11 protein-coding genes are annotated in these 12,439 nt (G+C 72.0%); 3 read left to right on the forward strand and 8 right to left on the reverse strand.

The genetic code is table 11. From position 1 onward, the window contains the following. Positions 1 to 227: 227 nt before the first annotated feature. Positions 228 to 1,049: a S1 RNA-binding domain-containing protein gene (locus ACF08W_RS24550; RefSeq protein WP_392280541.1), complete on the forward strand. Its 822-nt coding sequence runs from the start codon at positions 228 to 230 to the stop codon at positions 1,047 to 1,049. A gap of 65 nt (positions 1,050 to 1,114) precedes the next feature. After that, complete coding sequence (locus tag ACF08W_RS24555) at positions 1,115 to 1,549, forward strand: GNAT family N-acetyltransferase (RefSeq protein ID WP_392280542.1); 435 nt, start codon at positions 1,115 to 1,117, stop codon at positions 1,547 to 1,549. Between the two features lie 298 nt (positions 1,550 to 1,847). Here the strand turns inward: ACF08W_RS24555 and ACF08W_RS24560 are convergent, their stop codons facing one another. Both ACF08W_RS24560 and dnaN read right to left on the reverse strand, forming a co-directional pair. Next, positions 1,848 to 2,681, reverse strand: a complete 834-nt coding sequence (locus tag ACF08W_RS24560; RefSeq protein WP_392280543.1) for a phosphotransferase family protein — start codon at positions 2,679 to 2,681, stop codon at positions 1,848 to 1,850. A gap of 42 nt (positions 2,682 to 2,723) precedes the next feature. Then, positions 2,724 to 3,875: a DNA polymerase III subunit beta gene (gene dnaN, locus ACF08W_RS24565; RefSeq protein WP_392280544.1), complete on the reverse strand. Its 1,152-nt coding sequence runs from the start codon at positions 3,873 to 3,875 to the stop codon at positions 2,724 to 2,726. A 427-nt stretch (positions 3,876 to 4,302) separates the two neighbouring features. Here dnaN and ACF08W_RS24570 point away from each other — a divergent pair, with 427 nt between their 5' ends. Then, on the forward strand, positions 4,303 to 5,886 hold the full coding sequence (locus tag ACF08W_RS24570; RefSeq protein WP_392280586.1) for a helix-turn-helix domain-containing protein: 1,584 nt from the start codon (positions 4,303 to 4,305) through the stop codon (positions 5,884 to 5,886). A 94-nt stretch (positions 5,887 to 5,980) separates the two neighbouring features. Here the strand turns inward: ACF08W_RS24570 and ACF08W_RS24575 are convergent, their stop codons facing one another. From ACF08W_RS24575 to ACF08W_RS24600, 6 genes are all read right to left on the reverse strand, one after another. Continuing rightward, a complete protein-coding gene (locus tag ACF08W_RS24575; protein ID WP_392280545.1) occupies positions 5,981 to 6,871 on the reverse strand; it encodes a glycoside hydrolase family 19 protein in 891 nt (296 codons plus the stop codon). A gap of 325 nt (positions 6,872 to 7,196) precedes the next feature. Continuing rightward, positions 7,197 to 8,072 carry a glycoside hydrolase family 19 protein gene (locus ACF08W_RS24580; protein ID WP_392280546.1) on the reverse strand — a complete coding sequence of 292 codons (876 nt, stop codon included), beginning with the start codon at positions 8,070 to 8,072 and terminating at the stop codon, positions 7,197 to 7,199. A 162-nt stretch (positions 8,073 to 8,234) separates the two neighbouring features. After that, on the reverse strand, positions 8,235 to 8,687 hold the full coding sequence (locus ACF08W_RS24585; protein ID WP_385203360.1) for a hypothetical protein: 453 nt from the start codon (positions 8,685 to 8,687) through the stop codon (positions 8,235 to 8,237). A gap of 111 nt (positions 8,688 to 8,798) precedes the next feature. Beyond that, on the reverse strand, positions 8,799 to 10,352 hold the full coding sequence (locus ACF08W_RS24590) for an ATP-binding protein (RefSeq protein WP_392280547.1): 1,554 nt from the start codon (positions 10,350 to 10,352) through the stop codon (positions 8,799 to 8,801). Between the two features lie 5 nt (positions 10,353 to 10,357). Continuing rightward, the gene (locus ACF08W_RS24595; protein ID WP_385203354.1) at positions 10,358 to 11,044 is read right to left on the reverse strand and encodes a response regulator transcription factor; all 687 of its coding nucleotides are present in this window, start codon (positions 11,042 to 11,044) and stop codon (positions 10,358 to 10,360) included. Positions 11,045 to 11,130: 86 nt separating this feature from the next. After that, positions 11,131 to 12,414 (reverse strand): adenylosuccinate synthase, encoded by a 1,284-nt coding sequence (locus ACF08W_RS24600; protein ID WP_352275694.1) that lies wholly within the window; start codon positions 12,412 to 12,414, stop codon positions 11,131 to 11,133. Positions 12,415 to 12,439: the final 25 nt, after the last annotated feature.

Consider the following 12,439-nt stretch of genomic DNA (forward strand, 5'->3'; position numbering starts at 1 on the left):
GCCGGGAGGTCCGCGTGCAGAACCGAGGGGGTGCGTTCTCCGCACCCGCTGGGGGATCAGCCCTCCACCGGGTGGCCAATCCGTGCGTGGCGTAGTGCCGGTCCGGTGTTCACGTCGAGCGACCCTACGCGAGCAGGCCGACTCCGACAACGGACTTTCCAGCAGCGGATGTTGGTGCACGCGGCGTCCTTGTCCCGACAGGCGGGACGGCCCGTAGACTCGCCTCCGTGTCCGAGTCGACCCCCGACCCCCGCCTTCGGGCCTTGGCCGACCGTCTCCGGCCGGGCGCCGCGAGAACGGTGAAGGTCGTCGGTTTCGACGGAGCGGACACCCTGGTGCGGCTGGTAGACGCCGGAGCAGAGACGGCCGAGATCGGCCGGATTCCTCAGCACGAAGCGTCGATGCGCCGGACGGGGCACCCGTCCGAGCTGTTCGAGCTGGGCCAGGAGATCAGGGCCGAAGAGATCGGACGCTGGCGGGAAGGGCAGCTCCACCTCTCCGCCAGAGCGTGCGAGATTCCGGCCCTGCGATCCTTCCTCCTCGCGCTGGACCCCGGGCAGGTCGTCACCGGCACGGTCGCCGCGGTGCACAACTTCGGGGTGTTCGTCCACGTCGACGGCGAACCGGACGGTCCGTGCACCGGCTTCATCCGGGTGCCGGACCTGTCGTGGGAATGGATCACCCACCCCTCCGAGGCAGTCGAAGCCGGCCAACGGATCGCCGCCGAGGTGATCATCGCGGAGACGCGCTCCGGGCAGGTCATGCTCTCCCTGAAGGCTCTGAAGGAAGACCCACTCATCCGGTTCGCGGATCAGCTCGGGCGCGTCCTCACCGGAACGGTCACCAGGATCGTCCCCTTCGGTGTGTTCGTGCGGCTCGCCCCCGACGTGATGGGGTTCCTCCACCTGTCCGAGCTGACCGCCGAGCCGGACCGGCCCCCGGAGCAGTTCGTCGATGAGGACGAACCGATCACGGTGAGGGTCACGGAGGTCGACCTCCCGCGTCACCGGGTACGACTCGCCCTCCCCCACGGGTCCGACAGAAGCTGAGACGTCATCTCGGCACATGTGGCGGCCACTTGGAAGTGCCGATGTCACGAATACGCTGCCGCTCCATGGTCACCAGCGGTGGAAGCAAGGGGTACGAACTCTCGACGGACCCGGATCGCCTCGATGTGGAACGGGTGCACCGTTGGCTCTCGACGGACGCGTTCTGGGCACTGGGACGCAGCCGGAAGACGGTCGAGGACGCGGTGCGCGGATCGCTGAACTTCGGCATCTACGACGCGGAAGGCACCCAGGCCGCCTACGCCCGTGTGGTCACCGACCGGGCCACCTTCGCCTGGCTCTGCGATGTCTACGTCGCCCCGGCCCATCGTGGCAGGGGGCTCGGAACGTGGCTTGCGACAGCGGTCCGCGACCGCCTCGCCCCTTATCGGCTCAAGCGCATTCTCCTCACGACCCTCGACGCGCACGCGATCTACGCGAAGGCCGGATTCGTCGTCGTGCCGAACCCGGAGACGTTCATGACCCTCAGCGCCGAGGGGTGAAGGGGAGCGCCTGGCAGGCGCCCGCACGCAGCTCCTGCCCCGCTTCCGGGTGGCACGTCCACGAGCCGAGCCGTACCCGGTAGCCAGTGCGGGCGTACGTAGCCGGTGCGGGAGTACACCGTCCCGTCGACGGGCCCGCCGCCGACGCGCTCCGGCGGGCGTTCCCGGTCGGAGCGCTGGTGGACCGGTGCCAGAAAAGCCTGACGACTCGCGACCGCGTCCCACGCCCCCACCGCGTCGTGAATGCCCGCAGCGCCGTGAGCCCGGTCGGCCGCGAGGCCCGCAGCCACCGTGCCGGTCAGCCCAGCAGAGCGCTGAGCCGTTCCGCCTGGCGCGCTGCCGTGCCGGGCGGGTTCCTGGGCCGTTCAGGGTCGTCGAACGAGAGAATGAACGTCCAGGTCAGAGCGAGCAGACGACGGCACTCCCGCAACCGGGCCCGCTCGGCGGCGGTCAGCTCGAAACAGTCGAGGAAGGCAGCCGCGTCGAAGCCTCCGTCGACCCAGCCGGAGACATGTTCGGTGATCTCCGCGAGTTCGAAGGGGCGGTCGCTCCGGCCGGAGTCCTCGAAGTCGACCACCCCGACCCGGGCCGTGGTCTCGTCCCAGAGGTAGTTGGCGAGATTCCCGTCGCCGGGCCCGAACACGGACGGGCCGCCCGGGTCGGGGCCCGCTGCCCGGCCCGGGCGGTCCAGCCAGGCCATACCTTCGTCCAAGGCCGCCCACACCGGACCCTCGGCCGCCTTGCCCGGCCCCCGCCCGTGCCAGTCGCGCAACCGCACGGCCAGCCCGGCCCAGTGGTCCGGCCGGACCGGGACCCGGGCAAGGCGGTCGCCCGGGACCGCTCCGTACAACGCGTCAAGCGTCTTCGCCATCGCCGCCATCCGCTCCCCGTCCACCGGGCTCCCCCGCAGCGGAACCCCCGGAACCCGGGACATCGCCACCATCGGCGGATCGGCGTCGCGGTCCACGGCGACCGGTACGGGGGCCAAGCCCGGGGCGTGGGCGTCCAGCAGGGTCAGCGCCCGCCACTCGCGGTCGAGAAGCGCAGGGGCGTCCCCCTTCATGTACCGCTTCGTCACGAGGTCGCCGCAGATCTCGATCGCGTGGGTGCTCCACCGTTCAGCAGCCGTCATGACGCCGATCCTGCCAAGTTCCGCGCAGGGTACGGACGTACGTCAGAGGAGCGGCTTGACCGACATCAGCAGGTGCTGGTGGGACGTCTCCCGCTCCGGAAATTCATCGTCCGGGCATTCCTGGCCCGGGGATTCCTGGCCCGGGGTCCGGCCGGTGACCATCGCGCGCTGGCCGGGGCCCATCAGCTCGAACCTGATCACCGGGGCGTCGAACGAACCCAGCGCGTCCATCAGGTAGGCCGGGTTGAAGGCGACGGTCAGCTCACCGGCACCGCCCCACACGGCGGGGATGCGCTGGGAGGCGACGTCGTCGTCGAACCCCGCCTGGAGCAGGACCGAGTCGCCGGAGAAGGTGAAGTGGAGCGGATTCCCGCCCTCCGCGACGACGGCGACCCGCTTCACGGCCGCGAGCAGGGGCACCCGCTCCATCTCGGCGATGGACGCGCCGGTCAGCGTGAACAGCTTGGCGTGGCGCGGCAGTCGGCCGTCGAACAGGCGCACCGTCGTCCGCGTACCGGCCTGCTCGAAGCCGGCGGAACCACCGTCCAGCGCGAGCCGGACCGGGCTGGACGGGCTGAGCGCGCGGGCGATCTCGGTGAGCCTGCGGGCCGGGACCACGGCATCGGCGAGGACCCCGTCCCGGCCGGGCTTCCAGGTGAGGGTGCGCACCGCGAACCGGTAGCGGTCCGTGGCGGCCAGGGTCATCGTGTCCCCGTCCAGCGCCAGCCGGATGCCGGTGAGGGTCGGCAGCGCGTCGTCCCGGCCCGCCGCCACCGCCACCTGGGAGACGGCCGCCGCGAACTCCGCCGCGTCCACCTCGCCGAGCGCCTCCGGCACCACCGGAGCGGCCGGGTAGTCGTCGAGCGGCAGCACCGAGAGGCCGAAACGCGCACCCCCTCCGGTCAACGAGAACCGCGAACCCTCCACCGCGCACTCCACCACCTGGTCGGGCAGCACCCGGCAGACGTCGAACAGGCGGCGCCCCAGCACCAGAACCCGACCGGGCAGTACGGTCTCCGCCTCCACCTCGATCCGGGCGGACGCCTCGTAGTCCAGCCCCGAGACGCGCAACCGGCCGTCCGCCGCCTCCAGCAGCAACCCGCCCAGCACCGGAACGGGTGAACGCGTGGGCAGCACCCGGGCGGCCCAGGCCACGGCATCGGTCAAGGTGGCCCGGTCAATACGGAATTCCATGGTGCGGCTTCTCCCGGTCGGCTCGGCTCGCGGACGCGAAGGCGTGGCCCGACCCTAGAAGCCGTCACTGACAACGGAGAGAAGAAAGAACGGCTGCGGCCGACGACAGCGGCCACCCCCGTAAGCCGCGGCCGCCGCCCCCCAACCCCTCCCCCAAGGGGTGTGCCGCAACCGTGTTCGGACTTTAGGTCTTCGGGTACATGGCCGAAAGCTTCAATTCGCACGGTGTGGACCGCTGCGGGTATCAGCACGCACAATCAAACCGGCAGCCTTGATTCCGCTTAACCGTGGGACGGTCACGGCCGCCGACTCCGGCCGACCGTTTCGGCCGGTGACTCCGGAGCCAAATCCGGACAGACGTTCGACTGAACTTCAGGTGGATGGAGGATGGGTGCGCGCGCGAGAACGGGCCGATGACGTCATGCGGATGCACCGGCTGGCCCGGTCGGGCGGCTCGCGGGAACTCCTGCACTGGGTGTCCGGCCGGGCGGCGGGCTGGGCCGGACTGCTCGACGGGGCCGGCACCGTGCTGCACGCCGTGGACCGGGGCACGGACGGTACGGGCACCACGGCGGCCGCGCTGGCGGGCGCGTACGCCAAGGACATCGCGGGGCTCGACGCGCGCGCCTTCTCCTTCGACCACGAGCAGCACACCGCCCTCCTCCTCCCGCTGGACGGACCGGACGGCGCCGCCGGGCCGATCCTCGCCGTGGTCGCGCCGAACCCGCTGCCGAACGGGCTCGCCCGGCTGCTCTCCGACGTGGCGACACCGCTCGCCCTGTGCTGGACGGCGGAGGAGGTGGAGAGCAAGCGGCGCCGCGTCGAACTCGCGGAGTCCCGCAGCCGGGAGGCGGTGCTGCATCTGCTCATGACGGGCCAGCTGTCGATAGCGCACCAGGTGGCGGGCGCCCTCAGACCCCCGCTGCCGGACCCGGTCCGGGTGTACGTCGTGGAGTGCGCGAACGGGCGCCGGGACGAGGTGGCCCGGATCTGCACGGAGCTGTCCGGCGGCCGGTCCTGGATCGTCCGCTGCCCGGTCTACGCCCGCCACCTGATCCTGATCGTCCCGACGGACACGGACACGGATACGGGCGCGGACACGGGCGCGGACACGGGCGCAGGCCCCGGCCCCGGCTCCGGCTCCGGCTCCGGCTCCGGCTCCGGCACGGACGCGAGGGCGGAGGCGGATGCCGCCGAACACCGGCTCGGGCTGCGGGTGGCCGAGGCGGTGCCCGAATGCGTCGTGGGCGTCAGCGCGGACCTGCCGCTGCCCGACACCGCGACCGGCTACCGCCAGGCCTTCCACGCACTGGCCGTGGCCCGCACCCTGCCGGACCGGCACTCCCGTTTCGGTTCGACGCCCGACCCGGCGGTGGCCACCGGAGCGGCCGGGGCGCGGTGGGCCGACCAGTTGCTGCACCCGCTGCTGGCCCATCTGCCGCGACGGGCCCAGGACCCGGGCAGCCAGGAGCTCTCGGCGACGCTGGCCTCCTGGCTCGCCTTCTCCTCGCACGCGACCCACCATCTGAAGATCCACCGCAACACCCTCGCCGCCCGGCTCCGGCTCATCGGTGAACTGCTCGGGCTCGACCTGAACCGGGTCGGCGACCAGGCCACCCTCGACCTGGCCCTCCGTATCCGCGCCACCCCCACCGAGCCCCGCGCCCGCCACCGGCCCGACGAACGGACACCGGCCGGAACACCGCCCGACCTGGACGAACTGCTGCGCGCCCCCGCCGTACGGGAGTGGGCCGCCCAGCAGCTGCGCCCGCTGACCGGCGGGCCCGAGACGCCCCGGAACACCGCCGACCCGCTCGCCACCCTCCGGGTCTGGCTGCGCCACGAGGCCCAGCTCGCCCCGGCCGCCGAGGCCCTGGGCATCTCCGTACCGGGGCTGCGCAAGCGCCTCACCCGGCTCGAATCCGTACTGGGCCGCTCGCTGCTCCAGGCGCCCAGCGCCCGGTACGACCTCTGGCTCGCCCTGCGGTCCCTGGACGCCCGGGACGGCTGAACCACCGCCCCCCGACACCGAGAAGGGGCGCGCCCGGCCGAAGCCGGACACGCCCCTGTCGGGTGGGGTCGTGCGCACCCAAGGGGGTACGGGGTCAGCAGCTCAGGTTGTTGCCCGGCGTGGTGCCGAGGATCGCCGTGAACGCCTTGTAGCGGTCGATGCGGCTCTGGACCTGGGCGGGGTTGCCGCCGTTGCACTCCAGGGAGCCGTTGATGGAGCGGATGGTCTCGCCGAACCCGGCGCCGTTGACCATGGCCTGATGGGCGGTCATGGTGCCCGGCCCGTTCTGGGTGTTCCAGTACCAGAGGCCGGTCTTCCAGGCGACCGAGGCGTTCTGCTCGACCAGGTACGGGTTGTTCAGCAGATCGATGCCGAGCGCGTCACCGGCGGCCTTGTAGTTGAAGTTCCAGCTGAGCTGGATCGGGCCGCGGCCGTAGTAGGCGGCCTGGCCGGCCGGGCAGCCGTAGGGCTGGGAGGCGTCGCAGTAGTGCGGGTAGTTGGACGTGTTCTGCTCGACCACGTACACCAGGCCGCCCGTCTCGTGGCTGACGTTGGCGAGGAACGCCGCCGCCTCCTGGCGCTTGACGGTGTCGCTGCCGGTGTTCGCGAAGGCCGGGTAGGCGCTCAGTGCCGCGGTCAGCCCGCTGTACGTGTAGAACGAGTTCCGGCTCGGGAACATCTGGTTGAACTGCGCCTCGCTGACGATGAAGCCGGACGGGTTCGGGTTGCCCGGGTCCGTGCCGCCACCGCCGCAACCGCCCTGGTCGGCCCAGACGTCGGAGCTGCCGGGGGTCTCGTTCTGGGTCCACCACTTGGCGGACCAGTTGTGCCCGTTGTACGAGGCCGTCATGCCGCCGGTGTAGACGGAGGAGGAGTTCCAGGGTGCCGCGCAGTCGGCTGCCGCGGCGGTGGTCGCGGGAAGCGCGACGACCAGTGCGACGACCGCTCCCAGCGCTGCCAGCAGGCCCATGAGGCGTCTGATCATGCGATCACTACTCCTTCGGTGCGGCACAACGGACCGGCGAGCCGAACGGTGCGCCGCGAGAGGGGGGTTGACGGCCACTGAAGCGTCGCTGGTCTGAACCTGTCAAGGTCTGGACCATTCGGGAAAGTGTTCGCAACCAGGCGCCCCCACCTCTCCCCGCCCGATGTTTCGCGTCGCTATTCGCCGCCTCAACAGGGGTAATTCCGGAGGGGGTTCGTCCGGAACGACGGGCGCGACGGGGACGGGCCCGAAGGTAAAAACCTCCGGGCCCGTCCAGCATGCGGGACGACATCCCTCGGCAGCTGGACGCCGCGACGACTCCCGGTCAGCAGCCCAGCCGGGAGCCAGGGGCGGCACCGAGGACGCCGGTGATCCGTTCGTACCCGGCGACCCGGGCCGCGACCGAGGCCGGATTGCCGCCGTCGCACTCCAGGGCGCCGTTGAGCGAGCGGATCGTCTCGCCGAACCCGGCGCCGCCGACCATCGCCTCGTGCGAGGTCATGGTGCCGGGGCCGTTCTGGGTGTTCCAGTACCAGAGCGCGGTCTGCCAGGCGACGGACGGGTCCTGCTCGACCAGCCAGGGGTTGTTCAGGAGGTCGAGGCCGAGCGCGTCACCGGCCGCCTTGTAGTTGAAGTTCCAGCTGAACATGATCGGGCCCCGGCCGTAGTACGCCTTCTGCCCGGCGGGGCAGCCGTAGGGCTGGCCGTAGTCGCACTTGCGCCAGTAGTTGTCCTCGTTGATCTCCTTCACGTACCGGAGGCCGACCGACTCGAAGTCCGCGTGCGTGAGGAAGGCCGCGGCCTCCTGGGCGCGGGTGGTGGGGGTGCCGGTGTTGGCGAAGCGCGGGTAGGCGTGCAGGGCGTCGATCAGGCCCTGGTACGTGTAGAAGGGGTTGCGGTCCGGGAAGATCGCGTCGAACTGCGCCTCGCTGACGACGAAGTCCGAGACCCCGCCGGTACAGGCCCCCTGGTCGGCCCAGACGCCCGTGGCGCCCGGATTCTCGTTCTGCGTCCACCACTTGGCGGTCCAGTTGCGGCCGTGGTGGGAGACCGTGCCGCCCTGGGTGTAGGCCGTCGTGGAGTTCCACAACGGTGCGCACCGGGCGGCCGGTTCGGCGGCGGATGCGGAGACGGGAGCGGGGGCGGCGGAGGCGGTGGTGGCGGGGAGGAAGGCCGTTGCGGCGATGACGGAACTCAGCACGACCAGGAGGCTCTTGATGCGTTTCAGCGCTGCTCACTCCTTCGGCGGGGCACGCCGAGCACCTCAGCGGGCCGTCGGGACGTCCCGCCACTCAAGCCCCGCTGGTCTGGACCTGTCAAGGTCCAGACCATTGGGGCTCTCGTGCTCCGGAGGGAGTCCTGGTCAGGTGACGTGCACCTTCACGATGGGCGACATCGTCTTGCCGTGGGCCACGCGCAGCTGCTGCTCGCCCTTGTGGTGGAGCTTCACGTGCACGGCGTAGACACCGCCGTGCCGGACGGTCGCGCTGGCGTGCAGCGGGGTCCACTTGCCGTTGCTGCCGAGGTGGCGCACCCCGAGTTTGCTGCCGGCCTTGATGTGCATCGTCTTGCCGGAGAGCACGACGCTTCCGCCGGCCTTGACCGAGGTGGGCTTGGCGTGGGCGGTGATGGAGGCCGTCTTCGTCGGGGTCGGTGTCGCGGCGGCGACCGTCGCCGGATGGACCGTCGGTACGGTCGCCGGGGCCGCGATCGCCGCGCCCGCGCCACCGGCGAGCATGGCCGCGCAGACCGCTCCGACCGCCGCCGCCCGGCCGCGCGTCCGGAGACCCTTCTTCGTGGAGACCTTCGCGTTCATGAGTGTTCACCTCGCGCTGTGTGCCGTCCGGCGCTCCGGTGCGCCGTTGCGTCCAGGGTGCGCGGCGGTCGGTGAGGCGAACGTGTACGCCGGATGTGAGTGCTGACATGTTCAGCGCGCGGGCGCGTCCGGCGGGGCCGCCCCCTCCTGGCCCGGGGGGTCCGGGGTGCCCGGAGGCCGCGTATCCGGGGCCGGCGGTTCCGGATCCGGTGGTACCGGGTCCGGTGGTACCGGGTCCGGTGGTACCGGGTCCGGTGGTACCGGGCCCGTGAGTGGCAGTTCCAGCCGGACCCGTGCGCCGCCGCCCGGGGCGTTGTCCGCGGTGGCGGTGCCGCCGTGCGCCTGCGCGATGGACCGGACGATGGCCAGCCCCAGGCCCGCGCCGCCGCCGTCGCGGCTGCGGGCGGCGTCGGCGCGCCGGAACCGCTCGAAGGCCAGCGGCAGAAAGGCCCGTGGAAACCCCGGGCCGCGGTCGCGGACCTCGATCACCGCACGGGCCTTCGCCCCCGTACCGAGGACGGTCAGCCCCACGTCGACCTCGCTGCCCCGGGGGGCGTAGCGCAGGGCGTTGTCGAGGAGGTTGTCGACGGCCTGCCGCAGCCGGTCGGGGTCGGCCTCCATCGCCACGGGGCCTTCGGTGCGCAGCCGGATCCGTACGTCGCGGGGCGCGGCCCGGGAGGCGGCGGCCCGTACCGCCTGGGCCAGCGGCCCGGCCGGGTCCAGCGGCTCGGGCCGCACCACCGGCCGCCCCTCGTCGGTGCGGCTCAGCAGCAGCAGGTCCTCGGAGAGCCGGATGAGCCGGTCGGTGTCCCGGGCGGCGGCGGCCACCGCGGCGGCCAGCTCCTCCCGGGTGCGGCCGGGCTGCGCCGCCAGCTCCAGCTCGGCCTTGAGCGCGGTCAGCGGGGTGCGCAGTTCGTGGCCCACGTCGGCGGCGAACCCGCGCTGCCGGGCCAGGGCGTCGGCCAGCCGGTCCAGTACGTCGTTCATGGTGACCGCGAGGGTGGCGATCTCGTCGCGGGTGGCGGGCACGGGCAGCCGCGCCCCGGTGTCCTGCCCGGTGATCTCCGCGAGCCGGCCGCTCATCCGGTGCACCGGGCGCAGCGCCGAACCGGCCAGCCAGTACGCGGCGAGTCCGGCGGCGAGCACGGCGGGCGGCCCGCCGATCAGCAGCGCGTCACGGGTGTGCGCGGTCGCGGTGTCCACGAGCCGGGTGGAGGCGCCGACCAGGACGACGACGTCGTGGCCCGCGTTGGCGGCCGGGACGGCGAGCATCCGGTACTCCTGGCCCTGCACGGAGGTGGTGAACCAGACCTCCCGCCGGTTCCCGGCCGCGGCCTGCGCCGGGTCGGCCAGCGGGGTGCGGCCCGCGCCGTCGGTGAAGGCGAGCAGCCGGCCGTCCGGGGCGAGCACCTGGGCGACCTTCTCCGCCCCGGCGCCCGTGTCGTGGTCCTGGTCGGCGTCGTGCGCGGAGGGCGGCGGCAGCGGCGGGAGCGGGCCCGCCACCTCCAGCCGGACCGCCTCGGCGTCGGCCTGGGCGCGCAGAGTCTCGGCCAGGGAGGCGTCGAGGCCGGTGCCCAGGCGGCTCAGGAAGAGGAATCCGGCGGCGGCGATGACCAGGGCGGTGCCGAGGGCGAAGACCAGGGCGAGCCGCAGACGCAGCGGCATGCCGCTCAGCCGCCCCGTGCGGCCCCGGCCCGCAGCCGGTAGCCCGCGCCCCGGACCGTCTCCAGGTGGGACGGCTCGTCCGGCCGGTCGACCTTGCGGCGCAGGTACGCCACGTACTGGTCGACGACGTTGGAGACCCCGTCGAGGGGGAAGTCCCAGACGTGTTCCAGGATGCGGGTCCGGGTCAGTACGTCACCGGGGTTGCGCAGGAAGAGTTCCAGCAGCGCGAACTCCTTGGGCGACAGGTTCAGCTCCCGCTCGCCCCGCCAGACCCGGCGGCTCGCCGGATCCAGGCGCAGATCGCCCACGGTGATCATGGCCGGTCTCGGGTGGGCGCCCCGGCGCACCAGGGCCCGGAGCCGGGCGAAGAGCTCGGCGAAGCTGAACGGTTTGGCGAGGTAGTCGTCGGCCCCGGCGTCCAGGCCGTGCACCCGCTCGCCGACCGAGCCGAGGGCCGTGAGCACCAGGACGGGGGCCCAGCAGCCGTCCGCCCGCAGCCGGCGGCAGACCTCGAAGCCGTCGAAGCCGGGCAGCATCACGTCCAGGACGATCAGGTCGTAGGGCACCTCGTCCGCCTGTCGGACGGCCTCCGGCCCGTCCGCGGCCACGTCGACCGCGTACCCCTCCTCCGTGAGGCCGCGGCGCAGCAGTTCCGCCGTGCGGACCTCGTCCTCCACCACCAGCACCCGCATGTCTCCACGGTAGGAGCACCGAGGGGCCGCCACATGTCGTGGCGGCCCCTCGGGGGGTCTTCCGGAAGCGTTTCCCGAAGGCGCTGCTAGAGGAAGGAGTTGATCTCGATGGTCTCGGTGCGGCCGGGGCCGACGCCGATCGCGGAGATCGGGGCGCCGGACATCTCCTCCAGCGCCTTCACGTACGCCTGCGCGTTCTTCGGCAGGTCGGAGAAGGTCTTGGCCTTCGTGATGTCCTCGGACCAGCCCGGCAGCATCTCGTAGACCGGCTTCGCGTGGTGGAAGTCCGTCTGGCTGTAGGGCAGCTCCTCGACGCGCTTGCCGTCGATCTCGTACGCCACGCAGACCGGGATCTGCTCCCAGCCGGTCAGCACGTCCAGCTTGGTGAGGAAGAAGTCCGTGAGGCCGTTGACCCGGGTCGCGTACCGGGCGATGACCGCGTCGAACCAGCCGCAGCGGCGGTCACGGCCGGTGGTGACACCGCGCTCGCCACCGATCCGGCGCAGCGCCTCGCCGTCCTCGTCGTGCAGCTCCGTCGGGAACGGGCCGGCGCCGACGCGGGTGGTGTACGCCTTGAGGATGCCGATGACCCGGTTGATCTTCGTCGGGCCGACCCCGGCGCCGGTGCAGGCGCCGCCCGCGGTCGGGTTCGAGGAGGTGACGAACGGGTACGTGCCGTGGTCGACGTCGAGCAGCGTGCCCTGACCGCCCTCGAAGAGGACGACCTTCCCGGCGTCGATCGCGTCGTTGAGGATCAGCGTCGTGTCGGCGACGTAGGGCTTGATCTGCTCCGCGTACTGGAGCATCTCCTCGACGATCTTCCCGGACTCGATCGCGCGCCGGTTGAAGACCTTGGCGAGGAGCTGGTTCTTCTGCTCCAGAGCCGCCTCGACCTTCTGCTCCAGGATCGACTCGTCGTAGAGGTCCTGGACGCGGATGCCCACGCGGTTGATCTTGTCGGCGTACGTCGGGCCGATGCCGCGACCGGTCGTACCGATCTTCCGCTTCCCGAGGAACCGTTCCGTCACCTTGTCCATCGTGACGTTGTACGGGGTGATCAAATGGGCGTTGCCGCTGATCAGAAGCTTGGACGTGTCCACGCCGCGGTCGTTCAGCCCACTCAGCTCGGAGAGCAGGACGGCCGGGTCGACGACGACACCGTTTCCGATGACCGGGGTACAACCCGGTGAAAGGATTCCGGAGGGGAGGAGATGCAGTGCGTACTTCTGGTCACCGACCACCACCGTATGGCCGGCGTTGTTGCCGCCTTGGTAGCGCACCACGTAGTCCACGGATCCACCGAGGAGGTCGGTGGCCTTTCCCTTGCCCTCGTCACCCCACTGAGCACCGAGCAGCACAAGTGCGGGCACAGGCGTACACCCCTTCCGGGCGGGG

It is taken from the genome of Streptomyces sp. NPDC015144 (assembly GCF_043079735.1).
Lineage (GTDB): Bacteria > Actinomycetota > Actinomycetes > Streptomycetales > Streptomycetaceae > Streptomyces.

Coding starts and splice junctions, on each gene's coding strand:
- ACF08W_RS24595 (WP_385203354.1), bottom strand. CDS start 11,044: ATGCGGGTGCTGGTGGTGGAGGACGAGGTCCGCACGGCGGAACTGCTG.
- ACF08W_RS24575 (WP_392280545.1), bottom strand. CDS start 6,871: ATGATCAGACGCCTCATGGGCCTGCTGGCAGCGCTGGGAGCGGTCGTC.
- ACF08W_RS24590 (WP_392280547.1), bottom strand. CDS start 10,352: ATGCCGCTGCGTCTGCGGCTCGCCCTGGTCTTCGCCCTCGGCACCGCC.
- dnaN (WP_392280544.1), bottom strand. CDS start 3,875: ATGGAATTCCGTATTGACCGGGCCACCTTGACCGATGCCGTGGCCTGG.
- ACF08W_RS24570 (WP_392280586.1), top strand. CDS start 4,303: ATGCACCGGCTGGCCCGGTCGGGCGGCTCGCGGGAACTCCTGCACTGG.
- ACF08W_RS24560 (WP_392280543.1), bottom strand. CDS start 2,681: ATGACGGCTGCTGAACGGTGGAGCACCCACGCGATCGAGATCTGCGGC.
- ACF08W_RS24555 (WP_392280542.1), top strand. CDS start 1,115: ATGGTCACCAGCGGTGGAAGCAAGGGGTACGAACTCTCGACGGACCCG.
- ACF08W_RS24585 (WP_385203360.1), bottom strand. CDS start 8,687: ATGAACGCGAAGGTCTCCACGAAGAAGGGTCTCCGGACGCGCGGCCGG.